This window comes from Streptomyces sp. NPDC050422 (assembly GCF_044458665.1).
Lineage (GTDB): Bacteria > Actinomycetota > Actinomycetes > Streptomycetales > Streptomycetaceae > Streptomyces.
Window position 1 is genome coordinate 193,793 of sequence record NZ_JBITIE010000017.1, and the last position, 25,027, is coordinate 218,819.

Here is a 25,027-nt window from a genome sequence, read left to right on the forward strand (position 1 = left end):
TTCCAGCGCTATCGTTCCTACGGTGCGAAATCGCTCATCACACCGCTGACATTCACTACTTGGTGGCACTCGGAGGCCTGCGTCCCGGTCGCCGGGGTGCCCGGCTTGGAACAGGTCACGGAAGCGGTGACCTTGGCATTTTCCTGAATCCGAATGGGGGTGACCCAGTGATAGTCCTGGTTGCGGAACGTCTCCAGAGCAATGGTGGTGATCTTCCGTTCTCCGAAGAAGATGGTCAACACCCCTTCGTCTCCCTGGAAGTTCGAGACTACGAGGTCGGTGACGCCGAATACCTTTCCGGCCGGAACCACATACGGCTCGTCCTTCTTGGCGCCCGCCTTCGTCTGCACGTCGATCGTCTCGGACCACTGCTGGCCGGTCGCCTCGCCGCCGCCCCCCGTCGATCCGGAACCGCCGGTTGCCGCACCACCGGTGCCACCCTTGGCCGTTCCGCCGCCCGTCCCCTCCTGCTGGCCCTGGCCGCCGGTCGGGTCGCCGCCGGTGCTGCCACCGGTCGCCGCACCGCCCTGCGGCCGCTCCCGGTTCTCCTCCTGCGCCGCCTTGGCCCCCGCCTCCTTCGCGGTGCTGCGGATGGTGGGCCGCACCAGGGCGAACCACGCCACCAGCAGCGCGAGCAGCGCCGCCAGAACGATCAGCAACCACTTCGGCAGCAGCGGAAGTTGTGCGAACTCGCCCGGCAGCGGCTCCGGCCGGCCGAACTGGTCGCCCTCGGTATCCGCTCCCTCGCTGTCCACGGCCCTGACCTCGAACGGCCAAGTGGCCGGAGCGCCGAACCAGATCAGCTTCCGGGCCCGCACGCGCAGGGCCACGTCGGCGGACTCGCCCGGCTGCAGGCTCCGGCGTTCCGGTATGAAGGCGAGGCGGAGTTCCTCCCCCTCCTGCTTACCGGCGAACACGGCGTCGACGGGGGTGTTCCCCCGGTTCTGCACCGAGGCCCGGAACCGGGCGCCCCGCCAGCCCCTGCGCCGGCCCGGCTCCAGTCGTGCCCGGAGTTCGCGGAACGGCTCGACGACCACCGTCGTCTCGGGAACGGCCACCGACTCGGGGTGCTCCGCCGGCAGGACACGTACGCCCAGCGGGACTTCGCCCGCCTTGACCTCGTGGGACCGGGGCGGCGCGAGCCGCAGCGTCACGGTCTCGGAGGTGCCGGGGTACAGGGAGACCCGCGCCGGTTCCACCGTGGTCCATGCCGCACAGTCGCCGACCACTTCGAGGGTGTACGCCTCGACGATGTCTCCGTCGTTGCGCACGGTCAGCGTGGTCGTCGCTTCGGTGCCTGGCGACACCGTCACCGTGGGTATGTCGAATTCGGCAGATGTGGTCACGATGCGACGTTAGGCCGCGCCCCTGCCCCGGCAGCAGAGGCGGGAGGGCAACGTGCGGGCAGGGCAGGTGCCCTGGCGGAACACCCGCGGCGTTTCCTCGTGCCCCACCCCCGGGCCAGGTCACCCTGTCCGGCCACGGAACGAGCCGGCACGACGGCTCACGTTTCGAGAACCGACTCCATCGCCTATCGGGGAACCTGCGGAAGTAGCTGAGGAAGACGACCACATGACCATGACCACGACGGAATTCATGAAGACAGGGGCGGAGGGCGGCCGCAGCCGCGGACCGAGCGTGCCGGAGCAACGCGCGCAGGGCGCGCCGCCGATGCCCCAGGGGGGCAGGATCTCCGTAGCCGTGTACGCGGAGGACCTGATCCTGCAGACCGGCATGGCGCAGCAGTTGCGCATGCGGCCGGAGATAGAGCTGATACCGGAGGAGGAGGCCGACCGCGCCCAGGTCTCGTTGGTAGTGGTGGACATGGTGAACGAGGCCACCGTCCAGCTCCTGCACCGTCTCCAGCGCAACACCGCCACCCGCACCGGGCTCGTCGTCGGCTTCTTCGAGACGGGGGCGCTCCAGACCCTGATCGAGTACGGCGTCGCCGCCGTGCTGAGGCGCGGGGAGGCCGACCAGGACCGGCTCGTCCACCTGGTCACGGCGATCGCGAAGGGGGAGGGGGTGCTGCCGGGCGACCTCCTGGGCAAGCTCCTCGACCACGTCAGCAGTCTGCACCGCACGGTGCTGGACCCCCGCGGGCTCTCGCTCTCCACCCTCACGGCGCGGGAGGCGGAGATGATCAGGCTGGTGTCGGAGGGGTACGGCACCGCGGAGATAGCGGAGAAGACGTCGTACTCCGAACGGACCGTCAAGAACGTGCTGCACGAGGTTGCGACACGGCTGCACCTGCGCAACCGGGCCCATGCGGTGGGCTACGCCATGCGGCACGGGCTCATCTGAGAGGCCGCCCCGAGTTCCCCGGGGCGGCCGCCTCTCCCGGCGGCCGGCGGCCACGGGCCCGCGGGGGCAACGGACACTGCCCCCGCGGCAACCCGCGGCCTCTGCCCGGTCCTCCACGTCGGGCAACAACCCCGCGCGGAGGTGAGCGGCCACCAGGATCGGGACGCGTGGGGAGCCGCCCGTGGCCGCAAAGGGCACCGGGTCTTCCCTCGCTCGGGTACTCGGGGCTCTGTCCATGTTCCGCCCTGCGCACGATGCTTGAGGGTGGAGAACCATCGATCAGACTGTGAGGTGGACCGTGGGCGGTCCTGCTGGCCCGGCACCACGTACCCGGTTGCGCCGGCTGAGCGGCGTCGTGGTGCTTCTGACACCACTGCTGGTGGCAGGTTCCATCTCCGCCCCGCTGGGCGCGCCCCAAGCGGTCGCGGCCTCGGATGCGGCGCCGACGGACACCGGACGGATCGCCTTCGCCGGCACCGGGCATCGCAGCCTCGGCGAGGTGACGTCCGGGACCGCCACCGAGGAGCTGTCCGGCGACGGCCCGGCGCACTACGACCAGGACGCCTTCGGACGCGGTGAGGTACTGGTCTTCACGAGCCTCCGCGACGAGACGAAGCCCCAGGTCTACGTGCGCGATGCGCAAGGGGACGTACACAAGCTGACCGACGGCCTCGACGCCGCGCACCCCGAACTCTCCGTCGACGGACAGACGGTGGTCTTCGACGCCGCCGAGGCGGGGGCCGGGGCATCGGCCCAGCGTGACCTCTGGTCGGTCGGCGTCGACGGCAAGAACCCGCACCGGCTGACGGACACGCCCTCCAACGAGACCCACCCGACGCTCTCCCCGGACGGCACCCGGATCGCGTACGCGAGTGACGGCGGCCCTGAGCCCGGCACCCAGATCTACGAACGCGCCCTGGCCGGTGGGACGGTGACCTGCGTGAGCACCGGCACGACGGGCGACGCGAGCGAGCCCGAGTGGAACCCGGTGGACGACGGCACCCACCGCTCCCTCATCGTGTACACGCTGCGGGTGGAACCGGAATCAGCGACGGACACCGGGTACCGGCTGCGGCTCACCGACGGCCCCGGGAACAACCGCCCCCTGCTGACCGGCGCCCGAGCCGGCTGGGGCACCCGCTCGGCTGCCTGGCTCCCGGACGGGGACCGTCTCCTCTTCCTCAGCCCCAACACGGACTGCGGATGCGCCCTGTACGACCACGTGTACCGGACGCCCTCCGCCGGCAACGTGACGCCGGACAGCATGCTCTTCGAGGACCGGCAGGTGGACGCACCGGCCTGGCTCGGGCCGTCGGCCTCCGGGTCGGTGATCGTCACCCGCAGGACCACCAAGGACGCGGACCTCGTCACGCTCCAGGACATGCGGCAGGACGGCTCGGACCCCCGCGATCTCAGGCTCGACGTACTGCGCGAGGACCCGAAGGCCTCGTCCAACACCAGCGACGACCCGGCCGACGATCCGCTGTTCCACCCGTCCGAGGGCTACGACCCCTGGACCGAACGGCAGACCTACACGCCGGACGGCCTGAACATCGCCGTGACCCGCTTCGAGACCGTGAACGGCGTCCGGATCCAGCGGATCTGGCTGGCCGACACCGACGGAATGAACGAGACGGCCATGGACCTGGAGGGGCGCGGCGCCCAGGACTGGGACACCGACCCCTCCTACTCCCCGGACGGCACCAAGCTGGCGTTCACCCGGACCTCTCCGGCAGGTGAGGGGGCCCGGACGAGCCGGGTGCTCATCGCCGACGTCGCCACGAAGAAGATCATCGGCAAAGTGGTCCCGCCCGGGAAAGAGGAGGTGGGCGGCGACGCCCAGCCCGCCTGGTCGTCGGACGGCACCCTGCTCGCCTTCACCCGTAACGAGGTGATCCGGGACCTCGGCGGGATCAAGCACGTCTGGACCGCCCCGGTGAAGGACCTCAAGCAGCAGCGGGACCTCAGCAAGACCGGCTGCCCCGGCGAGTGCAAGGTCATCGACGACAGCCCCGCCTTCTCCCCCGACGGCAAGGCGATCGCCTTCAACCGCAAGGACCGCGCCGACCAGATCAACCAGCGGGCGAGCGTCGTCGTCACCTCGCCGGACGGCAAGGACTGCCGGGTCGTGCTGCCCTCCGACCGCCGCGGCGACGCCGGCGCCTGCCGCAGGCAGATCCCGGACGTCTCGGCGACCGGGCCCTACCAGCCCCGTGACGTGGCCTGGTCCCCGGACGCCACACGGCTGGTGCTGAGCCACCGCCGGGACCGCGCACCGAACTCCCCCGAGCAGCTGTCCGAACTCGACCTCGCCACGGGCACCCTCACCCCGTTGACCTCGAAGCTGCCGGGCCGCCAGAAGGAGCCCGCCTTCCAGCAGCAGGTCGACCTGGCGCTGACCGCGCCGCCCACCAGCCCCTCCGTACAGGCCGGTTCGACGGTCTCGGTGACGGTCACCGTCACCAACCACGGCCCGGCCCCCTCCCCCGGCACCACGTTCATCGCCGACGCCCCGCCCGGCGTACGCCTGGAGGAACTCACCACCCCCGCCGGTCCGTGCACCGCCGGCTCACCGAGCTGCGATCTCGGCGTGCTCGCGCCCGGCGCCGAGGTGGAGGTCACCGCGCGGCTGACCGGCGTGACGACCGGCCCCTGGCGGATGGGCTGGTCGGTCACCGGAGCCGTCGTCGACCCGAACCCCACGGACAACGCCACCGGGACGGACGTCCGGGTCCGCGACGTCCCCCAGCTGCCCGACCCGACCCCCTCGGCGCCCACCCCCGCCCCTCCGCACACCTCTCCGCCTGCCCAGCAGCCCCCCGCGCAGCCGCCCGCCCCGCTGCCGCCCGAGCCCGAAGCGGGCCCCGCGGTCGTCGTGCGGGCCCAGCCCAGCCCCGGGTACGTCGGCGGCCGGGTCGTGGTGACGTACACCGTGCGCAACGGGAAGAACGCGCTCGCCACCGGCCTGCGGCTACGCCTCGGCCTGCCCGCCGGGATCCCGGTGACCACCCGCCCGGCGGGCTGCGCCACCGGCGTGTGCACGCTTCCCGACCTGGCGCCGGGTGCCTCCTCCGTCCTGCGGGTGGTGCTCGCCCCGGACCATGCCCTGCGTACGCACATCACCGGCACACTGACGACGACCGGTACCGACGCCGACCGCGGTGACAACGTCTCCCGGATCCCGCTGCGCATCCTCCAGCCGCGCATCATCTCGGTGCCCGCGGTCGGCAAGCCGGGGTTCGTCACCTCGGTCCGCGGCAAGGACTTCCCGCCCGGTGTTCCGGTGAAGCTCACCTGGACGCCCGGAATCACGGCAGCCGCGGTGCCGACCCGGCCGGCCGGTGACGGCACCTTCATCGCCCAGCTGCTGATCCTGGTCAAGGACCGGACCGGGCCGCGCACCATCACCGCGTCGGGGCCGGGGTTCAGCCCGGTCACCACACCGTTCCTGGTGGTCAGCGGCACCATCGTCCCGCCGGACGAGGTGGGACGCAGGTGATTCACGAAGTCGACGAAGGGCTCCGGCTGTTGCTCGTCGACGCCGGGCTCCAGGAGAGCGGCGTCGACCTGGTCTTCGACGCACCGACGAGCGACTGGTCGGCGCGGCGCAACGCCCCGACGGTCAGCATCTTCCTCTACGGGATCCGCGAGGACGCGACCCGCCGCCGTACCGGCACCGCCGAGGAGTACGACGACGAGGGCGTGATCACGGGGCGGCGGACACCCGCCCGGTGGTTCGAACTGACCTATCTGCTGACCGCGTGGACCAACCGTCCGCAGGACGAACACCGCCTCCTCTCCGAGGTGCTGCGCTGCGTGATCCACACGGACGCGCTGCCCGAACGGATGCTGACCGGCAGCCTCGCCACGCTCGGGCTGACCGTGGAGATGGAGGCGGCGTCCGCCGGTTCCGGTGACCGGCCGTCCACCGTGGACGTGTGGTCCGCGCTCGGCGGCGAGCTGAAGGCCGCGATCGACCTGCGGGTGTGGGCGCCGCTGGCCGGCGAGTTGACTGCGGCCGGGCCGCCGGTCACCGAGGGCCTGCTGGTGCGGACGGCGCCCGAACGGGACGGCGAAGCCGCGGAACCGGGGCGACGACTGCGCTACGACGGGGCGTCGGAGCCCCGCGGACAGGGCTTCGCGGCGGAGCGTGAACGGCAGCTTCCGCCGGGCCGCCGCAGGCGTGGAGGTCCGGCCCGGTGACCACGGCGTACCGGGCCCCGGCCGGATTCCAGGAACCGGACGACGCCCCGCCGACCGGCATCGAGGACCTCTGGGAACGGCTGGGCCACATCGAGCGGCGGGTACGGCACGCGGTCGCGCTGCGCCAGGAATCCGACCCGGAACCGAACGATCCGTACCGGGGGCAGTACCTGACCCCCGCCGCGGCCGAGCGGATCCTGGACTCGCGCGACGCGTTCCTCCCCGTCCCCGCCCATGTCCCCGACGCCCCGCCGCGTTCCCCGGCCGGCGGCCGGCTCGCCGCCCTCACGGAGAGCTTCGGCCTGGTCGCGCCGGACGTCGATCTCCTGCTGGTCGCGATGGCCCCGGACATCGACGCACGGTTCGAGTGGCTGTACGGCTATCTCAACGACGACCTCACCCGGCGCAGGGCGACGATCGGCCTGGCCCTGGAACTCTGCGGGCTGCCCGCCGCGGGCTCCGGCCGCTTCCGCTTCGCGCCCGCCTCCCCCCTGGTCGCGGCCGGGCTCGTGGAGGTGCTGGACGCCGAACGCCCGCTGCTCTCCCGGGTTCTGCGCGTCCCGGACCGGGTCACCGCCCACCTCCTCGGCGACGACGGCGTGGACGGAAGGCTGCACGGCCTCGTCCGGGTCGCCGGGCCACAGGAGGAGCCGGACCCGTCTCCGACGACGCTGCGCGTCGCGGCGGCGCTCGGCACCGGCAGTGGCCTGGTGCATCTGCTGGACCGCGGCGGCGACCCCGGCCGCCTCGCGGCCGACGCGCTCCTCGCGGCCGGGCTCCGCCCGCTGGTGGTGGACGTCGCGGCCCTGGCCGCCGCCCCGGAGCCGGGTCGGACCGCGCACATCCTGGCGACGGAGGCGCGGCTGACGGGCGGCGGTCTCGTCCTCGGGCCGCTGGAGTCGCTGGTCCCCGAGCAGCCCAAGGGCGCCGGGCTGATCGGCGGGCTCTGCGAAGCGGTCGGCGGCGGCTCCCCCCTGCTCATGTACGGGAAGAAGAACTGGGACCCGTTGTGGGCCGCCGAGAGCCCGGTGACGGTCCACGTCCCGCCTCCGGACCCGGCGGACGCGGCGCAGCGGTGGCGCCGGGCGCTCACCGAGGCCGGCGCCCCGACAGGCCTCGCCGCAGGAACCGCGACGGCCGAGGAGCGCCTCGTCGACGCCACCCGCGCCTACCGGCTCGACTCCGGCCAGATCCGCAGGGCCGCCGCCGTCGCCTCCCGGCTGGCCGGTCTGGAGGGACGCCCGGTCGAGGCGCAGGACCTGCGGACCGCCGTCCGGGCCCAGAACGGGGCGGGGCTGGCACGGCTCGCCCGTCGCATCGAGCCGACGGTCGGCTGGGACGACCTCGTGCTGCCCCCGTCGACCCGCCGCCAGCTGTCCGACCTGGCCCTGCGCGCACGCCACCGTGAGCAGGTGCTCGGCCGGTGGCGGATGCGGCCGGGCGGTGGCCGGGGCCGGGGCATCGTCGCGCTGTTCGCCGGGGAGTCCGGCACGGGGAAGACCATGTCGGCGGAGGTGGTCGCCGCCGATCTGGGCATGGAGCTCTACGTCGTGGACCTGTCCTCCGTGGTCGACAAGTACATCGGTGAGACCGAGAAGAACCTGGAGCGGATCTTCGTCGAGGCGTCCGACGTCAACGCGGTGCTGCTGTTCGACGAGGCGGACGCCGTCTTCGGGAAGCGCTCGCAGGTCAAGGACGCCCAGGACCGGCACGCCAACGTGGAGTCGGCCTACCTGCTCCAGCGGATCGAGTCCTTCGACGGCATCGCCGTCCTCACCACCAACCTGCGGGCCAACCTCGACGAGGCGTTCACCCGCCGCCTCGACGTGGTCGCCGACTTCCCCGTACCGGACAAGGAGCAGCGCCTGGCCCTGTGGGAACGCTGCCTGGGTACGGAGATCCCCCGCGCCCCCGATCTCGACCTGCGTACCTGCGCGGAGCGCTTCGAGCTGACGGGCGGGTCCATCCGCGCCTGCGCGGTCACCGCCGCGTACCAGGCGGCGGAGTCGGGCCTCCCCCTGGACACGCAGCAGCTCGTCACGGCCGTGCTCGCCGAGTACCGCAAACTCGGACGGCTGGTCCTGGACAGCGAGTTCGGCCCGTGGCTGGAGCGCACCCGGCGCTGAGCGGTGCCGGACCGCGAGCCATGGACGCGCCCCCCGGCGTCCGTATCATCTGCTGCATGACTGCAGAGCCCACGCGATCCGCCGGCCGTATGCGCGCCTCCGACACCGACCGCGAAGCAGTCGTGGAACAGCTGCGGGAGGCAGCGGCCGAGGGACGCATCGATCTCGAGGAACTGGACGAGCGTCTGGGTCTGGCCCTCACGGCCAAGACCCACGCCGAACTCGCCCCGCTCACCGACGACCTCGGACCGGCCGCCGTCGACCCGGTCGAGCCGCTGACCGTGAAGGGCGGCGTCCAAGGGGCGGAGCGGACCGGCCGCTGGAAGGTGCCGCCCCGGATCATCGCTCACGGCGGCCTGGGCGGCGTACGCCTAGACTTCAGCCAGGCCGAGTGCCGGCTGCGCGAGATCGACGTGGACGTGACCGCGGGGGTGGCCAGGGTGGTGCTCGTGGTCCCGGTGGGCTGGAAGGCGGACACGGACGCGGTGGATCTCTCGTTCGGCCGCCTGAAGAACAAGACCTCGGGCACACATCTGCCCGGCAAGCCGATCCTGCGGATCACGGGCTCATGCGGCATGGGCAGGATCCAGATCCGCCACCCCAACTTCCGCGAACGCCGCAAGCAGCGCAAGGACCTGTCGCGCTGAGCCGTGCCGGTGCAAGGCTGCCCACCACGCCAACGGGGGACCGACGATGAAGTGGTTCCAGCGGGACCGTACGAAGCAGGACTCCGGCGTGACACCCCTCGCCGGAGTCACCAAGACCAAGGCGGCGCTTGAGCAGGCACCTCCGCTGCTCACCGCGGGTGGACCGGTGCTGCAACGCATCGGAGGGGACGACAACCAGGTCGCACCGCTGACGACCGGAGCCGGGCCGGTCATTCTCGACATCACCCATCACGGGGCAGGCCATTTCGTCGTGGACGCCCTGGGCCCGGACCTCCAGTCACAGAGCCAACTGGTGTACACCGACGGGCCCTTCGCCTGCCGCGCGCTGGTCTACGCCGACGACCGGCCCGTGCGCGCGCTCCAGGTCCAGGCGGACGGACCGTGGATGGTCGAGGCAACCGTGACGTCGAGCGCCCTGCCCCTGGACGACCATGCGCGGCGGCCCGCCTCGGACGTCCTGCGCTACGAGGGAGGACCGGGGATCGCGACGCTCCGCTACGAGGGCGACCCGCGGTCCGACGACGGCGGCTACTTCCTCGTCGACACCTTAGAGGCGGACGGCAAGGGCTTCCTGGGCGAGCCGGCCAACCACATCGGCCCGTGGCGGGGCGAGGCACCGCTGCCCGGGCCCTGCCTCGTCTACACCCGTTCCGACGGGCCGTGGTCGATCAGCGTGCAGCGGCTGGGGTGAAACCGGCCCGGTCCGTCAGGCCTGAACACCGACACCTCATGAGGGCCGGACGGTGAGGATCTGCTCGGCCCGGCCGACGGGTCCGTGGATGTCGTGCAGGACGGTGCTGGTGAGGCCCTGGCCGGTAGGGCCGAAGACGACCGTGGTGTCGAGGCCGGTCCACCGGCCTTCGGGTGCGCGGTGCAGGTGGATCGTCAGGTCGACGTTGGGGAACATCCAGGCGGTGGGCTGCTCCCGTACGGCGATGCCGTTGGCGGTGTCGACGAGCGCGACATACGACGCGAGCGGGCCGGCGGGCTCGCCCGCGACGAGGTCGAGGGGCGTGGAGATCCAGGCGCTCGTGCGGCCCGGCAGGGGCTTTCCGAGCGGGCGGACGTCGAGCGAGGCGATGTAGCCACCCGGCCAGAGCTCTCCCATGGGCCAGGGCGCGAGTTCCTCGGGAGGGGTGAGCCGGTCGTCCCCGCCACCGGCGACGGCGCCCGTGTCGCCGATGGCGAGGCACCAGGCCCGGGCGCGTACGACGGGGCGGTCGCCGATGAGGGCGACGGCTTCGACCAGTTCGATGGTGCGGCCCGGCCGGATGGTCTCGACCCGGATCTCGCACGCGTCGAGGGCCAGCCGTCCGAGGATGTCGAAGCTGATCCGGGACAGCAGGAGACTGCCTCCAGGCCGGTCGGCCAGGTGCCGGTCGATGGCGTGGGTGATGAGGCCGCCGAGCGGGCTGAAGTGCACTTCGTCCGTGCTCCACGCACCGCTCGCATGAGTGGTGGGCTTGAAGCAGTGCTCGTCGATGCGCTCGTAGTAGCTGCCGGTACTCATGCGGTGTTTCCCTCGCGGCCGTACGGATCAAGGAACACCAGCGTGCCACCGCACGGATACCGGCCTCCGCCCGGGTCCGTCCCGCGAAGGCCGGTCACGGCAGGTCGGGGGCCCAGGCGACTCCGTTGATGTGTGACCCGCCGTCGACGAAGAGCGTGTTGCCGGTGACGTAACGCGCGCCCTCACCCGCCAGGAAGGCCGCCACCGGGGCGATGTCCTCGTCGGGATCACCGACCCGTCCCATGGGGTTCATGGCGTCGGCCTGCGCCGCCAGTTCGGGATGCTCGCCCATCACCCGCCGGAACGCCGCGCTCTTCGCCCCCGGGCAGATCGCGTTGACCACCACCCCGGTCGGGGCCCATTCGCGGGCGGCGGTCCGGGTCAGGGTGCGCAGGGCCTCCTTGGCGGCGTTGTACTCCAGTGTCCCCACATGGGCGTTCACGCCGTTGAGGCTGCACATGTTGATGACCCGGCCCCATCCCCGCGCCTTCATGTGCGGAAAGGCGGCCTGCATCGCCCAGAACGGCCCGTAGAAGCCGACGCCCAGACCGCGGGCCATCATCTCGTCGGTCTTGTTCTCGACCCGGCCGACGTCACCGGCGCCCCAGGCGTTGTTGACCAGGATGTCGACGCCGCCCCACTCCCGTACGGCGGTGTCGACCATCGCCAGGACCTGCGCCTTGTCACTGACGTCGGTGCGTACGAAGCGGCCGCCGATCTCCTCGGCCGTGGCGCGGCCGGTCTCCTCGTTCAGCTCCGCGACCAGCACCCTGGCCCCGTCGGCGGCGAACCGCCGGGCCACCGCGGCGCCGATCCCGTCCCCGGCGCCGGTGACGATCGCGACGCGTCCTTCGAGTGACATGCGCATTCTCCCAACAGTCGGGGCAACCTGACCGGTGGTACGCATCCAAACCCGTGCGGCCTGCCAGGGCGGCGCGCCGTCCCGGTGGGCGGGACACCGTCCCCGCACGCCCCGCACGCCCGGCGCGTCCCGCTCAGGGCCGGAAGACCGCCACCGCTTCGTGCCCCTCCTCCTGCCGGAACGTCACCCGCAGCTCCATCCCGATGACGAGCGCGCTCTCCGCGCACTCCACGACCTCCGTCATCATCCGCGGCCCCTCCGCCAGGTCGACGACCGCGGCGACGTACGGAACGCGGGTGCCGAACGGCGGCAGGTCGTTGCGGTGGACGACGGACCAGGTGTAGAGCGTGGCCCGGCCGCTTGCCCGCTCCCAGAAGACGTCCTCGCTCCAGCAGTGCGGGCAGAACTCGCGCGGGTAGTGGTGCGCCCGGTCGCAGCCGCGGCAGCGGCGCAGCAGCAGGTGCCCCTCGGCGGCGGCGTCCCAGTAGGGGCGCGTGAAGGCGTCGGGCTCCGGGACGTCGTACCGGGGGGCCGGCATCGCGCCCGTCACTGGAAGAGCCCGATCGCCTGGTCCAGGGACCAGGTCTGCCAGGACATCGCGAACAGGGCGACGAGCGAGACGAGCGCCATCATGGCGTTCTGCCCCTGCTCGGCCCAGTCGTGGATCATCAGCACCAGGTAGAGCAGGTTGAGCAGGAGGCCCGCGACGAGGGCGACCGGGGTCAGGAGTCCGGTCACCAGGCCGAGACCCAGGGCGAGTTCCGCGTACACGACGACGTACGCCATGGCCTTCGGGCGGGGCGCGACGATCTTCTGGAAGCCGGTCCGGACCACCGGCCAGCGGTGTTTGCCCGCGACGTCCGCCGCCCACGCGATGCCGGTGCCGCGTTCGAACCAGCCCTTCTTGTCCTTGTGGCGCCAGCTCTCCAGCCACCACAGACCGAGGCCTATGCGGAGCACGGCGAGCCACTGTGCTCCGTCGAGCCAGATCGTTCGCATGGGGGCCTCCCGTTCACGTAATCTGACGGTACGTCAGTTCACCTGATGGCGGCGGGCTGCGCAAGGGGTGTGCACCCGTGATCAATTCGCAATCGATTCCGGTCTTGACCGAGACCCATCAAGGAGTCGCGCGATTACGCTCCGAAGCATGTCCGACAGCACACCTACCGCCGGTAGCAGCAGCACTCCGGCCCCCACCGACATCACCGAGGACCGCCCCGTCTACGTCATCGGCGGCGGCCCCGGCGGCCTGGCCGCCGCCGCGGCCCTGCGCGAGCAGGGGGTCCGCGCCGTCGTCCTGGAGAAGTCCGGGGACGTCGGCGCGTCCTGGCGGAGCCACTACGACCGGCTGCACCTGCACACCACCCGGCGCTGGTCCGCCCTCCCGGGGCTGGCCATGCCCCGCAGGTTCGGCCGCTGGGTCCCCCGGGACGACGTGGTGCGCTACCTGGAGAAGTACGTCGAGCACCACGGACTGGAAGTGGTGACGGGCGTCGAGGTCTCCCGCATCGACCCGGCGGCGGACGGCGCCGGCTGGCGGCTGACCGCGACCGGCGGGCGTGAACTCACCGGCCGGGCCGTCGTCGTGGCCACCGGCTACAACCACACCCCGCGGATCCCCGACTGGTCCGGGCGCGACACCTTCACCGGCGAACTGCTGCACGCCTCGGAGTACCGCAACCCGGCCCCGTACGCGGGCAAGGACGTCCTCGTCGTGGGCGTCGGCAACACCGGTGCCGAGATCGCCGTCGACCTGGTGGAGGGCGGGGCCGCGCGCGTACGGCTCGCGGTGCGCACCGTGCCGCACATCGTGCGCCGGTCCACGGCGGGCTGGCCCGCGCAGGCGACGGGCATCCTGGTGCGCCGGCTGCCGGTCGCACTCGTCGACCGGGCCGGCGGCCTGATGGCCCGCGCCGCCGTGCCCGACCTCGCCGAACAGGGGCTGCCCCGCCCGGACACGGGCCTGTACTCCCGGGTCAGGGACGGGGCGATCCCGGTCCAGGACGTGGGGCTGATCGACGCGGTGAAGGGCGGCCGGGTGGTTCCGGTGGCGGCCGTCGAGTCGTTCGACGAGGACGCGGTGGTGCTGGCGGGCGGGGACCGGATCACCCCGGACGCGGTGATCGCCGCGACCGGGTACCTGCGGGCCCTGGAGCCGCTGGTCGGTCATCTCGGGGTGCTGGACGCCCGGGGCCGGCCGGTCGCGCACGGGGGCCGTACGCCGAAGCAGGCGCCCGGCCTGTACTTCACCGGGTTCACCAACCCGATCAGCGGCATGTTCCGCGAAATGGCCCTGGACGCGCGGAAGATCGCGAAGCGGCTGGCCCGCACCGCCTGACCCGCACCACCCGGTCCCCCCGCGCGCGTCCGGGAAGGGCCACGCCGTTCGCACAGCACAGCCCCTGCCGGGCACTCCCGGCGGGGCATCCCACCCTGATACGGAGGATGCACGTGGCACGTCAACGAACAGGCCGGACCCCGCAACCGGACCGCGGACCGGTGACCCGGCGCGCGATGCTGGGAGGTGCGGCGGCCGCCGGGGTCACGGTGCTCGCCACGACCGGCACCGGCACCGCGCAGGCCGCCCCGGCCGGCACGCCGGCCACCGCGGGTGCCGCCGCACGCGAGGTGGACGTCGCGGTGGTCGGCGGCGGGCTGGCCGGGCTGACCGCCGCCCGCGATCTCGTCGCCGCCGGGAAGTCCGTCCTGGTCCTGGAGGCACGCGACCGGGTCGGCGGCCGGGTTCTGAACCTGGCCCTGCCGAACGGCGGGATCAGCGAGGGCGGCGGCGAGTTCATCGGCCCGACCCAGGACCGGATGAAGGCCCTCGCCGACTCGCTGGGGGTGGCGACCTTCCCCACGTACAACACCGGCAAGAACGTCCTGCTCAAGGACGGCAAGCGGACCCCCTACGCCACCGACGGGCTGCTCGGCTCCGTCCCGCCGATCGACGTCGCGGGGCTCGCCAACGCGGCGGCGGTCCAGGCGATGCTCGACGACATGGCCAAGCAGGTGCCGGTCGACGCCCCGTGGACGGCGGCGAAGGCGGACGAGTGGGACAGCCAGACCTTCGAGACCTGGCTGAAGCACAACGCCGTGATCCCGTCCGCGAAGTTCCTCTTCGACGTGGCGTGCACCTCGGTCTTCTCCGCCGAGCCGAGCGAGCTCTCGCTCCTGTTCGTGCTGTTCTACATCCGGGCGGCGGGCAACGAGTCGACGCCCGGCACCTTCGAGCGCCTCACCGAGACGGCCACGGGCGCCCAGGCGACCCGGTTCGTCGGCGGCTCCGCGCAGGTCCCGCTGCGCCTCGCCCAGTCCCTCGGCGACCGGGTCGTCCTGAACGCCCCGGTCTCCCGGATCGCGCAGGGCACCGGCCGGCTGACCGTGGAGACACCGGGCCTCACCGTCTCCGCCCGTCGCGTCGTGATCGCCGTGCCGCCCTCGCTCACCAACCGCATCACCTTCTCCCCGGGCCTGCCCGCCACCCGCGACCAGCTCGGCCAGCGGCTGCCGATGGGCTCGGTCGGCAAGGCCATTGCGGTGTACGACACCCCGTTCTGGCGGGCCGACGGCCTCAACGGGCAGGTGGTCAGCGATTCCGGCGCCGTGCGCTCCACCTTCGACAACTCCCCGCCGGACGGCTCATACGGGGCGCTGATGGGCTTCATCGAGTCCGACGAGATGCGCAGGCTCAACGGGGCGTCGGAGGCCGAGGTGCGGGCGGCGGTCCTGAAGGACTTCGCCACGTACTTCGGCGACCGTGCGAAGACCCCGACCGGGTTCGTACTCCAGCGCTGGGACAACGAGACCTACTCCCGCGGCGGCCCGGTCGCCTACGCCCCGCCCGGCGTCCTGACCCGCTACGGCGCCGCGCTGCGCACCCCCGTCGGGGCGATCCACTGGGCGGGTACGGAGACGTCGACGTACTGGAACGGCTATATGGACGGCGCGGTCCGCTCGGGCGAGCGCGTCGCCAAGGAGGTCGTCGCCGCGCTCTGACGCCCACGCGGCGTCCTGAGGTCGAGAGAGCGGTGGTCCGGGGAAGGTCCCGGACCACCGCTCTCAACCTTTCCCTGCACAACCATTCCTGACGGGCCGTCAGTTCAGTAACCTGACAGAGCGTCAGTTTTGTGCCGGGCACCGCGCGTGCCGACGGACTTTCGAGCAGGAGTGGGCGGAACGATGCTTGGATCGACTCACGGCACCCTCACCACCGACTTCCGCGCCAGGGTGGTGGCCTGCGGCGAGGAACCGCATGCCGCCGTCCACAGCATGGCGGCCGCCGCCGCGGAGGGCGACCTCGACGTCAGCGGCCGCCCGCTGCACGCGCCCGTGCCGGACCTGGACCGGTTCTTCCGGCCGGAGTCCGTCGCCGTCATCGGCGCCTCCGACACCGAAGGACGACCCAACACCGGGATCACCCGTCAGCTGATCGCCTGGTCCGAGCGGGTCGGGGCGCGGCTGTATCCGGTGCACCCCACGCGCGAGTCCGTCTTCGGCCGGGCCTGCGCTCCCTCCGTCGCCGATCTGCCGGAACAGGTCGACCTGGCGGTACTGCTGGTCAGCGACCCCCTCCCCGTGATCGAGGAACTCGCACAGGCCAAGGTGAAGTTCGCCGTCGCCTTCGCCTCCGGCTTCGCGGAGACCGGTGCGGAGGGCGCCGCCGCGCAGGCCCGGCTGGCCGCCGCCGTGGAACGGTCGGGGCTCCGGCTGCTCGGCCCCAACACCAACCTGAACGCCTTCGAGGAGTTCCGCGACGACCTGGACGGGCCGGCGATCGCGCTGATCACCCAGTCCGGCCACCAGGGGCGCCCCGTCTACACGCTCCAGGAGCTCGGCGTGCGGCTCTCGCACTGGGCTCCCACGGGCAACGAGGCGGATCTGGAGACCGCCGACTTCATCGCGTACTTCTCCCAGCGCCCCGAGGTCGGGGCCATCGCCTGCTACGTCGAAGGGCTCAAGGACGGGCGCTCCTTCCTGCTCGCCGCGGACCGGGCCGCACGGGCCGGTGTCCCGGTGGTGGCGGTGAAGGTCGGGCGCACGGAGACGGGGGCCAGGATGGCCGCGTCACACACGGGCAAGCTGACCGGCGCCGACCAGGTCGTCGACGCGGCGATGCGGCAGTTCGGCGTGATCCGGGTGGACGGCCTCGACGAACTCCAGGACACCGCCGCCCTCCTCGCCCGGGCCCGCAAGCCGCTGGCCGACGGCGTCGTGGTGTATTCGATCTCGGGCGGCACGGGCGCGCACTTCTCGGACCTGGCGACCGGCGCGGGTCTCTCCCTCCCCGTCCTGTCCGAGGAGAAGCAGGCCGAGCTGCACACCTGGATCCCCGGCTACCTGAACGTGGCGAACCCGGTCGACAACGGCGGCCACCCGGTCGGCGACTGGCGCGGCCGGAAAATCATCGACGCGATCCTCGCCGACCCGGAGGTGGGGGTGCTGATCTGTCCGATCACCGGCCCCTTCCCGCCGATGAGCGACAAACTCGCGCAGGACCTGGTGGACGCGGCGGAGGCCACGGACAAGCTGGTGTGCGTGATCTGGGGATCGCCGGTCGGCACCGAGGACGCCTACCGCACCACCCTGCTCGGCTCCTCGCGCGTCGCCACCTTCCGTACGTTCGGCAACTGCATCACCGCGGTGAAGGCCTACCTGGACCACCACCGGTTCGCGGCCTCCTACCGCTCCCCGTTCGACGAGGCGCCGCGCACCCCGTCGCCCTCCTTCCGCAAGGCGCAGGCCCTGATGCGCCCGGGCCACCAGCTGAGCGAGCACGCGGCGAAGCAGCTGCTGCGCGCATACGGAATCCGGGTGCCCCGTGAGCAGTTGGTGACCAGCGCCGCGGCGGCCGTCCGGGCGGCCGGGCTCGTCGGCTACCCCGTCGTCATGAAGGCGTCCGGCGCGCGACTCGCCCACAAGACGGAACTGGGCCTGGTCAAGGTCGGCCTCACCTCGGCCAGCCAGGTGCGGGACGCCTATCGCGAACTCACCGACATCGCACGCTACGAGGACGTCGATCTGGACGGGATCCTGGTCTGCCAGATGGTGGAGCGGGGCGTCGAGATGATGGTCGGCGTCACGCAGGACGCCCTGTTCGGGCCGACGGTGACGGTCGGCCTCGGTGGCGTACTCGTCGAGGTGCTGCACGATGCGGCGGTGCGGGTGCCGCCGTTCGGCGAGGACCAGGCGCGGGCGATGCTCGGCGAACTGCGCGGCCGGGCGCTGCTGGAAGGGGTGCGGGGCGGCCCGCCGGTGGACGTGGACGCCCTCGTCGAGGTCGTCCTGCGGGTGCAGCGCATGGCCCTGGAACTCGGCGACGACCTCGTCGAACTCGACATCAACCCGCTGATGGTGCTGGGCCGCGGACAGGGCGCGGTGGCCCTGGACGCGCTGGCGGTCTGCCGCTGACCTGCCACCCCGTAGCCGCGCCCACCGAAGGGGCCGCCTGCCCGCCCCGGCCCGGGGCTCGGGCCCCTCGGCAGGCCGGCCCGGACCGGAGCGCGGGGTTCCGTCCTCAATCGCCGGACGGGCCGGATTCCCGTTCGCCTTCCACCTGCTCAGGAGCTGCCTCATGCCGTCCTCCCCCGAAGACACCACTGACCACGGCGACCCGTCCGGATCGCCTGAATCATTGATACTCCACGCCACTGACAACGGCGTCTCCCGGATCACCCTCAACCGTCCCGAGGCGATGAACGCCGTCACCTGGGACCAGCGCGAACGCATCATCGCCCTGCTCGCCGAGGCCTCCGCCGACCCCGGCATCCGGGCCGTGGTCCTCACCGCCACCGGCCGCGGCTTCTGCGCGGGCGCCGACCTGCGCGGCGCCCCCGCCACCGGCGACCGGGTGCCGGGCGACGTGGCCCGCACGATCCGGCTCGGCGCGCAGCGCCTGATCGCGGCGGTCCTGGACTGCGAGAAGCCCGTCCTCGCTGCGGTCAACGGCACGGCGGCCGGTATCGGCGCGCACCTCGCGTTCGCCTGCGACCTGGTGCTGGCGGCGGAGTCGGCGAAGTTCATCGAGGTGTTCGTGCGCCGCGGGCTCGTACCGGACGGCGGCGGGGCGTACCTGCTGCCGCGCCTGATCGGCCCGCAACGCGCGAAGGAGCTGATGTTCTTCGGCGACTCGCTCCCGGCGGCGGACGCGGAACGCCTGGGCCTGGTGAACCGGGTCGTTCCGGACGAGGAGCTGGCGGCGACGGCACGGGCCTGGGCCCAGCGGCTGGCTGATGGGCCGACCCGCGCGATCGCGCTCACGAAGCAGCTGGTGAACGCGTCGCTGGACGCGGACCGGGCCACGGCGTTCGCCGCTGAGGCCATGGCTCAGGAGATCAACATGACGACGCAGGACGCCAATGAGGGCGTGGCCGGCTTCGTGGAGCGGCGGGTGCCGAAGTACCGGGGGGTGTGAGGGGGCCGTGCTACGCGGGTGACAGCCCACTCGTGTCCAGGTCCAGGTCGAACGGGTCCGGCAGCCGCAACACCGTACCGAACGGGTGCGGGCCGTCCACGTGGGTGTAGCCGAGATCGCCGGGCTCGGAGAACAGGGTCACGCTGCCTTCGATCCGGTCGACCAGGAGGTACAGCGGGGCCCGGTACTCGGCGTACCGGCGCCGCTTCACGACCCGGTCGGTCTCCGCGTTCGGCTCGGACAGGACGTCCACGACGAGGAGCGTCTGGTCTGGGAGCAGCGCCCCGCCGCCCTTGGCGAGCGCCTCGGGTACGACGGCGATGTCGGGTACGTACCAGTTCGACGAGCCGGGCAGGTCCAGGTTCCCCGAGCCCTCCACGCACCCGAGTTCGTCGACACGGTCCTCGATCCGGCGGCGGACTACTCGGACGGCGCGTTCGTGGTCCCAGGTCGGCGACACGGGCTCGATGATCCCCTCGACGATCTGGACACGGTATCCACGGATGCGCTGCACGGCGAACTTCAGGGCGCGTTCGGAGTCGATGCCCTGCCCGTAGTCGGGTGCGCTGGTCATCTCACGTCTCCTCTCACGCCACCACCTCCGATCACCCAGAGTAGCTGTCGCGTTGTGGCGTTACCGGGTGAGCGTGTACCAGTCCGGTGAGTCGATGTCGCCGTACTCCCAGTTCAGTTCGGGCCGTTCCGCCGTTCCGCTGATCCGCAACCCCTCGATGCCGCCCCCGAAGGGGCAGCCCTTGATGAACAGCTGCACGCTCTGTTGCCACGTGGTGGAGTCACCGGGATCGTAGGACCACGTCCCTTCCCCCGTACAGCGGTGCTTCCCGGGTTCCGGCACCGGCCCCACACCGGTATCGGCATCATGGTCCGTGAGCGCTTCGGCGCGCGCCGTTCCGTCGGCAGCCAGCGTCAGCGTGCCGCCCCGCCCATCGGTCCAGGTACCGGCGAGCTCAGCGGCATCCACCTTCGGCGGGCGGTACTCGGTGACCAGTCCGGTGGCGTACAGAGCCGCACCGATGCCGAACACAGCCACGGTGGAGAGCGCGCCGTACCCGAGGATGCGACGGAGCCGGCCACCGTGCAGCGCGGCATCGCGCGCCAGGAGAGCGGCCCCCGTGAGCAGCGCCGTGCCCGAGAGCCAGCCGAGGACCAATGGGCCGGGCTCCGGGCGTCGGGTGATGCCGAAGGCCGCCACCCCCGCACCCACCAGGACCACGGCGACGGCCGGAACCCACCACCAGACGTCCCGTCCGGTGAGGCGGCCACTCGCCCAGCGGGCGGTGGACACCGTGGGGAGCACCCCCAGAAGACTCGCCAACAGCGCGAAGGGGACACCGAAACACGTCAGGAACGGCAGAAGGAGCAGGGCCGCTCCGGGCCCGTCCGACGGCACAGGCGCCTGATCGGCAAGTTCCACGAACCCATTGGCCTCGACGCCGAGCACCACCCCCACGAACAGTGCGCCCGCACCCGCCAGAATCGAAGGCCCGGTCCACACTTCCGGCGGACCGGCGGTCACCTCGGCACCACCTGGCGCCCCCTGCGAGTTCCGAACACCTCCTGAGTCCAGCGAGTCCAGCGAGTCCTGCCCAGCATCCATCCTCATGTGCCCCCTCCGGCGTGCATCCTCTCCCACACGCAGCCACCCACAGCAGGTGGGGCCGACCTCGACGCGCACCGGCCCCATGGCGCCGCTCCCGCTCCGTACACCAAACGACTGCGCCCCACCCCTTCCGATCTGACGCTTCGTCAGCTCCAATGGGAGGCGTGATGGGACACGCAGGCATGGCCGCAACCGCCGTCCGCTACCTCCGGTCCGTCGGCGCTCCGACGGCCACCGGTCCGGTGCCGGTCGATCCACTGCCGCGCCCGGCCCTGCGGGCCGTCGCCGACGACGAGCGGCTGCCGCTCGACCGGGGCGAGTTCCGCCGGGTGCTGGGGCACTTCGCCAGCGGGGTAACCGTCGTCACGGCACATGATCCGGACGACCCGGCCGGCCCGGCGGGCTTCGCCTGCCAGTCGTTCGCCTCGCTCTCCCTCGACCCACCGCTGGTCACGTTCATGGTCGCCCGTACGTCGACGACCTGGCCCCGCATCGCCCGCGCCGGGGCCTTCTGCGTCAACATCCTGGGCGCGGACCAGGGCGCGCTGTGCCGGGGCTTCGCGGTGAGCGGGGCCGACAAGTTCGCGGGGGTGGCGTATTCGCCCGCGCCCACGACCGGTTCGCCCCTGCTGCGCGACGTGCCCGCCTGGGTCGACTGCCGCATCCAGGCCGTCCACACCGGCGGCGACCATCTGATCGTCGTCGGCCGGGTGGAGGCGCTGGGGGCGGCGGAAGGAGACGGGCCCGGGCCGCTGCTCTTCCACCGAGGGGTGTTCGGGCACTTCAGCAGCTGACCGTCTCACCTCACGGCGGCGTCCGCGGGCAGTCCCTTCACCCGGCGGATCATCAGCGCCATCAGGGCCGCCATCGCGCACAGCGCCCCCGCCGTGTACCAGACCACGTCGTACGAGCCGAAGTGGTCGCGCGCCACCCCGCCCAGGAACGCCACCAGCGCCGCGCCCACCTGGTGGGAGGCGAGGACCCAGCCGAAGACGATCGCGCTGTCCTCGCCGTACTGCTCCCGGCACAGGGCCAGGGTCGGCGGGACGGTGGCGACCCAGTCGAGTCCGTAGAACACGATGAAGAAGACCATCGGCGGCTCCACGGTGGGGTGCATCAGGAGCGGCAGGAACAGCAGCGAGATCCCGCGCAGCGCGTAGTAGACGGCCAGCAGGCGGCGGGCGTCGAAGCGGTCGGTGAGCCAGCCGGAGAAGACCGTGCCGATGATGTCGAAGATCCCGATGACGGCGAGCAGTGAGGCCGCCGCGGTGATGGGCATGTGGTGGTCGTGCGCCGAGGGCACGAAGTGGGTGCGGATCAGACCGTTGGTGGAGGCCCCGCAGATCGCGAACGACCCGGCCAGCAGCCAGAACGGTCCGGTGCGCGCCGCGTCGAGCAGGACGCGCACGGTGCGCCTCGCCGCCCCGCGCGCGGGCGCCGGCTTGACCACGTACTCCCCGCCGTACGGGGCGAGCCCCACGTCGGCCGGGTGGTCGTGCATCAGGAGCCAGACGAACGGGATGACGACCAGGGCGGCCAGCGCGACGGTCACCGAGGCGGGCTCCCAGCCGTGCCGGTCGACGATCCAGGCGCACAGCGGCAGGAAGACCAGCTGCCCCGAGGCACCGGCGGCGGTGAGGACGCCGGTGACCAGGCCCCGGCGGGCGACGAACCAGCGGTTGGTGACCGTCGCGGAGAACGACATCGCCATCGCGCCGGTACCGAGGCCGACGAGCAGCCCCCAATAGATCATCAGCTGCCAGGCCGCGGTCATCCAGACACTGGCCAGCGCTCCGGCCGCAACGGTGCTGAGGGCGACGACCACGACCCGCCGGATGCCGAACCGGTCCATCAGCGCCGCGGCGAACGGCGCAGTGAGCCCGTACAGCGCCATGTCGATCGAGACGGCCAGCCCGATCTCCCCGCGCGACCACCCGAAGTCCTCGTGGAGCGGGTCGATGAGCAGCCCGGGCAAGGCGTTGAAGGCGGCGCCGCCGATGATCGTCACGAACGCGACGGCGGCGACGATCCAGGCGCGGTGAATGCGCCGCGGCCGGGGTGCCTCGTGGCCGGTCCTCGAGCTGTCGTCGCGGGCGGCGGGTTCGGTTGTCTGGGTCACGCCGGCCAGCATCCGGCCTCCGCGACCCCTCCCACGAGTGGCCCGAAGGTCACTGTTCGCAGAGATCGGGCCACCCCCCCGGCCATCGGCCGGAAGCCCCCGGCCCGGATGCGCGTACGATCTGCGTCGATCGGCGGCCGGGTGCACCACACAGCGACGCGTGCGTACGCGTCCACGCCGCTTCGTCCACGTCCCGGGGGATACACATGCAGTGGGTCGAACGCCAGCACTTCCACCACAGGTCCGCACTGATGCAGGGCTGGGGCGCCGTTCTGCTGCTCGTCGCCTGCGTGTTGTGGGTATGGCTGGGCTTCCTGATGTGGGACCAGGACGACTCGTTGTACTGCTTCCGCGCGTCGTCGGTCTGCGAGCTGGACAGCACCATGCCCAAGCAGCTGATCCTGCTGGCCGTCTCCGCGCCCCTCTCGGTGGCCGGCTCGGCGCTGCTCGTCGCGGGCAGTGTGCGCCGTCAGACCAGCGCACACGTCCTCCGCGTCATCGAGATGCAGCAGTCCGAGGAACGGGCGCGCGCGAAGTAGCCGCCGCGTGCGCCGCCCAGGCGGCCGCCGCCCCCACCGCGTACCAGAACAGGTCGGGTGCGTTGAACGTCGAGCCGAGCACCAGCCGTGCCACCGCGCTGCGTTCGGACAGTTCGGCAGGTACGCCGGTGAGCTGGAGGAACTCCACCGCCCAGCTGATCCCCAGCCCCGCGCCGGCCACGACGAGCGGCCGGGCACGGGGTGCGCACAGCGCGACGAGGGCGCAGACCAGAACCGTGTAGAGCGCGTCGCCCGCGTACTTGGCGACAGCGCCGTCCGCCACGGTACGCACCCCGAGCCCGGCCGCGACGGTCAGCACGGCCGCCCCCGCCGCAACGCCACGGACCCGGAGAACACTTCGCCCGCTCACCCGATCCGCTCCAGCCGCCGGATCGGCCGGGCCGCCAGCAGCACGCCCACCGCCAGCATGTTGATCACCGCACCGGCGAGCAGCACCTCCGGGGCGCCCACCCGGTCCGCGACCGGGCCCGCCAGCGCGCGGCCCGCCGCCAGCATCAGCAGCGAGCCGGCCACGTCGTACGCGTGCAGCCGGTTCAGCGCCTCCGGGGGCACGTGCGTCTGAACGGTCGTCGACCACATCACCAGCCAGAACGCGAACGCCGCACCCGCCACGAACTGCCCGGCCCCCAGCGCGAACACCGGCAACCCGAGCCCCAGCGCCACCAGGTTCACGCACACCCCGGTCAGGGCGACGGCCCCCGCCGTCAGCGGGCGGCGCGGCCGCAGCCGCAGGGCCAGCAGGCCGCCGAGGACGCTGCCCGCGCCGTTCACCGCCATCATCGCGCCGTACGTCCCCGAGCCGTGCGCCTCGGTGACCTCGACGGCGGTCAGCGGGAGCATCGGGCCGAGTACGGAGAAGCCGTACACCGTCCAGATCGCTATGACCCCCCACAACCAGCTGCGCGCAGTGAACTCGCGCCAGCCGTCGGCCAGTTCGGCGACGAACGTCCCGCGCGGCGCCTCGTCCGACGGAGCGGGTGCGAGCCTCAGCAGGAACAAGCAGATACCGGAGACGAGGAACGTCGTCGCGTTCGCCGCGTAGACCGCCCCGGCGCTCGCCAGCCCGACGAGCACGCCCGCGAACGCCGGGCCCGCCATGGTCATCAGGGCCTCGGAGACCCGCAGCACCGCGTTGCCGCGCTGCACGTCCGTCGCCACCCGCGGCGTGGTCGACGCGACCCCCGGCTGGAAGAGCGCCGCCCCCACACCGGCCACCGCGCTCAGCGCGTACACCGCCCACAGCGGCGGATTGCCGGTGGCGAAGCAGACCGCGAGCACCGAGGCTCCGATCAGCCGCAGCGCGTCGGCGATGATCATCATCCGGCGCGGGGTGAAACGATCCGCCAGGACGCCGCCGAAGAGGACGAACAGTGCCAGCGGGCCCATCCAGGCAGCCAGCGCGAACCCCACCGAGGAGTGCGGCCGCCCGGCACCGAGCAGCCCCGCGGTGAGCGCCACCGGGATCATTCCGTCGCCGAAGAGCGCCGCGGTCCGGGCAACGAAGAAGAGCCGGAAGTTACGGTTCCAGAGCCGGTCCGGTCCGAGGGGCGTGCACGGCAACGGCGGCAGGGGCGGCGCGTCGTGCCCAGCGCCTTCGTGGCCCGCGGCGGGAATGCCCGCGGGGTCTGCTGACTTTTCCT

General features: G+C 72.4%; 22 protein-coding genes. 12 read left to right on the forward strand and 10 right to left on the reverse strand.

Annotation, left to right across the window (positions count from 1 at the left end):
- Positions 1-17 precede the first annotated feature (17 nt).
- On the reverse strand, positions 18-1,322 hold the full coding sequence (locus tag ACIBJG_RS26845) for a hydrolytic protein (protein WP_399311184.1): 1,305 nt from the start codon (positions 1,320-1,322) through the stop codon (positions 18-20).
- Positions 1,323-1,572: 250 nt separating this feature from the next.
- Here ACIBJG_RS26845 and ACIBJG_RS26850 point away from each other — a divergent pair, with 250 nt between their 5' ends.
- From ACIBJG_RS26850 to ACIBJG_RS26875, 6 genes are all read left to right on the forward strand, one after another.
- Positions 1,573-2,304 (forward strand): response regulator transcription factor, encoded by a 732-nt coding sequence (locus ACIBJG_RS26850; RefSeq protein WP_399311104.1) that lies wholly within the window; start codon positions 1,573-1,575, stop codon positions 2,302-2,304.
- Positions 2,305-2,602: 298 nt separating this feature from the next.
- Positions 2,603-5,803 (forward strand): hypothetical protein, encoded by a 3,201-nt coding sequence (locus ACIBJG_RS26855; protein ID WP_399311106.1) that lies wholly within the window; start codon positions 2,603-2,605, stop codon positions 5,801-5,803.
- Positions 5,800-6,507, forward strand: a complete 708-nt coding sequence (locus ACIBJG_RS26860) for a DUF4255 domain-containing protein (protein WP_399311107.1) — start codon at positions 5,800-5,802, stop codon at positions 6,505-6,507. Before ACIBJG_RS26855 ends, ACIBJG_RS26860 begins: the two co-directional genes overlap by 4 nt.
- Positions 6,504-8,633, forward strand: coding sequence for an ATP-binding protein (locus ACIBJG_RS26865; RefSeq protein WP_399311110.1), 2,130 nt, complete (start codon positions 6,504-6,506; stop codon positions 8,631-8,633). Before ACIBJG_RS26860 ends, ACIBJG_RS26865 begins: the two co-directional genes overlap by 4 nt.
- Before the next feature lie 56 nt (positions 8,634-8,689).
- Complete coding sequence (locus ACIBJG_RS26870; RefSeq protein ID WP_399311112.1) at positions 8,690-9,280, forward strand: DUF1707 domain-containing protein; 591 nt, start codon at positions 8,690-8,692, stop codon at positions 9,278-9,280.
- A 46-nt stretch (positions 9,281-9,326) separates the two neighbouring features.
- Entirely contained in the window at positions 9,327-9,992 is a 666-nt protein-coding gene (locus ACIBJG_RS26875; RefSeq protein ID WP_399311114.1) for a hypothetical protein, read from the forward strand.
- A gap of 36 nt (positions 9,993-10,028) precedes the next feature.
- Here ACIBJG_RS26875 and ACIBJG_RS26880 read toward each other — a convergent pair whose 3' ends face one another.
- The 4 genes from ACIBJG_RS26880 to ACIBJG_RS26895 form a co-directional block, all read right to left on the reverse strand.
- Entirely contained in the window at positions 10,029-10,811 is a 783-nt protein-coding gene (locus ACIBJG_RS26880) for a thioesterase family protein (RefSeq protein ID WP_399311116.1), read from the reverse strand.
- A 94-nt stretch (positions 10,812-10,905) separates the two neighbouring features.
- Positions 10,906-11,673, reverse strand: a complete 768-nt coding sequence (locus ACIBJG_RS26885; RefSeq protein WP_399311118.1) for an SDR family NAD(P)-dependent oxidoreductase — start codon at positions 11,671-11,673, stop codon at positions 10,906-10,908.
- A gap of 133 nt (positions 11,674-11,806) precedes the next feature.
- Positions 11,807-12,211: a Zn-ribbon domain-containing OB-fold protein gene (locus tag ACIBJG_RS26890; RefSeq protein WP_399311121.1), complete on the reverse strand. Its 405-nt coding sequence runs from the start codon at positions 12,209-12,211 to the stop codon at positions 11,807-11,809.
- 8 nt (positions 12,212-12,219) lie between these two features.
- Positions 12,220-12,672, reverse strand: coding sequence for a DoxX family protein (locus tag ACIBJG_RS26895; RefSeq protein WP_399311122.1), 453 nt, complete (start codon positions 12,670-12,672; stop codon positions 12,220-12,222).
- 148 nt (positions 12,673-12,820) lie between these two features.
- Here ACIBJG_RS26895 and ACIBJG_RS26900 point away from each other — a divergent pair, with 148 nt between their 5' ends.
- The 4 genes from ACIBJG_RS26900 to ACIBJG_RS26915 all read left to right on the forward strand — a co-directional run bounded on the left by ACIBJG_RS26900 (position 12,821) and on the right by ACIBJG_RS26915 (position 19,087).
- A complete protein-coding gene (locus ACIBJG_RS26900) occupies positions 12,821-14,011 on the forward strand; it encodes a flavin-containing monooxygenase (RefSeq protein WP_399311124.1) in 1,191 nt (396 codons plus the stop codon).
- A gap of 107 nt (positions 14,012-14,118) precedes the next feature.
- A complete protein-coding gene (locus ACIBJG_RS26905; RefSeq protein ID WP_399311126.1) occupies positions 14,119-15,672 on the forward strand; it encodes a flavin monoamine oxidase family protein in 1,554 nt (517 codons plus the stop codon).
- Positions 15,673-15,855: 183 nt separating this feature from the next.
- Entirely contained in the window at positions 15,856-18,084 is a 2,229-nt protein-coding gene (locus ACIBJG_RS26910) for an acetate--CoA ligase family protein (protein ID WP_399311128.1), read from the forward strand.
- A gap of 163 nt (positions 18,085-18,247) precedes the next feature.
- Positions 18,248-19,087 carry an enoyl-CoA hydratase/isomerase family protein gene (locus tag ACIBJG_RS26915; protein ID WP_399311129.1) on the forward strand — a complete coding sequence of 280 codons (840 nt, stop codon included), beginning with the start codon at positions 18,248-18,250 and terminating at the stop codon, positions 19,085-19,087.
- A 10-nt stretch (positions 19,088-19,097) separates the two neighbouring features.
- Here the strand turns inward: ACIBJG_RS26915 and ACIBJG_RS26920 are convergent, their stop codons facing one another.
- Both ACIBJG_RS26920 and ACIBJG_RS26925 read right to left on the reverse strand, forming a co-directional pair.
- On the reverse strand, positions 19,098-19,661 hold the full coding sequence (locus ACIBJG_RS26920) for a Uma2 family endonuclease (protein WP_399311131.1): 564 nt from the start codon (positions 19,659-19,661) through the stop codon (positions 19,098-19,100).
- A gap of 60 nt (positions 19,662-19,721) precedes the next feature.
- Complete coding sequence (locus ACIBJG_RS26925) at positions 19,722-20,624, reverse strand: hypothetical protein (protein ID WP_399311134.1); 903 nt, start codon at positions 20,622-20,624, stop codon at positions 19,722-19,724.
- Between the two features lie 266 nt (positions 20,625-20,890).
- Here ACIBJG_RS26925 and ACIBJG_RS26930 point away from each other — a divergent pair, with 266 nt between their 5' ends.
- Complete coding sequence (locus tag ACIBJG_RS26930) at positions 20,891-21,502, forward strand: flavin reductase family protein (protein ID WP_399311136.1); 612 nt, start codon at positions 20,891-20,893, stop codon at positions 21,500-21,502.
- Between the two features lie 5 nt (positions 21,503-21,507).
- Here the strand turns inward: ACIBJG_RS26930 and ACIBJG_RS26935 are convergent, their stop codons facing one another.
- Positions 21,508-22,827 carry an MFS transporter gene (locus ACIBJG_RS26935; RefSeq protein ID WP_399311138.1) on the reverse strand — a complete coding sequence of 440 codons (1,320 nt, stop codon included), beginning with the start codon at positions 22,825-22,827 and terminating at the stop codon, positions 21,508-21,510.
- Between the two features lie 206 nt (positions 22,828-23,033).
- On the opposite strand from ACIBJG_RS26935, the gene ACIBJG_RS26940 reads away from it, so the two are divergent.
- On the forward strand, positions 23,034-23,366 hold the full coding sequence (locus ACIBJG_RS26940) for a hypothetical protein (protein WP_399311140.1): 333 nt from the start codon (positions 23,034-23,036) through the stop codon (positions 23,364-23,366).
- Here the strand turns inward: ACIBJG_RS26940 and ACIBJG_RS26945 are convergent.
- Both ACIBJG_RS26945 and ACIBJG_RS26950 read right to left on the reverse strand, forming a co-directional pair.
- Positions 23,323-23,736 carry a DUF2809 domain-containing protein gene (locus ACIBJG_RS26945; protein ID WP_399311142.1) on the reverse strand — a complete coding sequence of 138 codons (414 nt, stop codon included), beginning with the start codon at positions 23,734-23,736 and terminating at the stop codon, positions 23,323-23,325. The genes ACIBJG_RS26940 and ACIBJG_RS26945 overlap by 44 nt on opposite strands.
- A complete protein-coding gene (locus ACIBJG_RS26950; RefSeq protein WP_399311186.1) occupies positions 23,733-24,956 on the reverse strand; it encodes an MFS transporter in 1,224 nt (407 codons plus the stop codon). Before ACIBJG_RS26950 ends, ACIBJG_RS26945 begins: the two co-directional genes overlap by 4 nt.
- Positions 24,957-25,027 lie beyond the last annotated feature (71 nt).

Bases quoted from the DNA above. Each gene is read 5' to 3' on its own strand.
- ACIBJG_RS26915 (WP_399311129.1), top strand. From the start codon at position 18,248: ATGCCGTCCTCCCCCGAAGACACCACTGACCACGGCGACCCGTCCGGA.
- ACIBJG_RS26920 (WP_399311131.1), bottom strand. From the start codon at position 19,661: ATGACCAGCGCACCCGACTACGGGCAGGGCATCGACTCCGAACGCGCC.
- ACIBJG_RS26870 (WP_399311112.1), top strand. From the start codon at position 8,690: ATGACTGCAGAGCCCACGCGATCCGCCGGCCGTATGCGCGCCTCCGAC.
- ACIBJG_RS26875 (WP_399311114.1), top strand. From the start codon at position 9,327: ATGAAGTGGTTCCAGCGGGACCGTACGAAGCAGGACTCCGGCGTGACA.
- ACIBJG_RS26910 (WP_399311128.1), top strand. From the start codon at position 15,856: ATGCTTGGATCGACTCACGGCACCCTCACCACCGACTTCCGCGCCAGG.
- ACIBJG_RS26885 (WP_399311118.1), bottom strand. From the start codon at position 11,673: ATGTCACTCGAAGGACGCGTCGCGATCGTCACCGGCGCCGGGGACGGG.
- ACIBJG_RS26940 (WP_399311140.1), top strand. From the start codon at position 23,034: ATGCAGTGGGTCGAACGCCAGCACTTCCACCACAGGTCCGCACTGATG.
- ACIBJG_RS26900 (WP_399311124.1), top strand. From the start codon at position 12,821: ATGTCCGACAGCACACCTACCGCCGGTAGCAGCAGCACTCCGGCCCCC.
- ACIBJG_RS26895 (WP_399311122.1), bottom strand. From the start codon at position 12,672: ATGCGAACGATCTGGCTCGACGGAGCACAGTGGCTCGCCGTGCTCCGC.
- ACIBJG_RS26890 (WP_399311121.1), bottom strand. From the start codon at position 12,211: ATGCCGGCCCCCCGGTACGACGTCCCGGAGCCCGACGCCTTCACGCGC.
- ACIBJG_RS26880 (WP_399311116.1), bottom strand. From the start codon at position 10,811: ATGAGTACCGGCAGCTACTACGAGCGCATCGACGAGCACTGCTTCAAG.
- ACIBJG_RS26850 (WP_399311104.1), top strand. From the start codon at position 1,573: ATGACCATGACCACGACGGAATTCATGAAGACAGGGGCGGAGGGCGGC.
- ACIBJG_RS26930 (WP_399311136.1), top strand. From the start codon at position 20,891: ATGGCCGCAACCGCCGTCCGCTACCTCCGGTCCGTCGGCGCTCCGACG.
- ACIBJG_RS26905 (WP_399311126.1), top strand. From the start codon at position 14,119: ATGCACGTGGCACGTCAACGAACAGGCCGGACCCCGCAACCGGACCGC.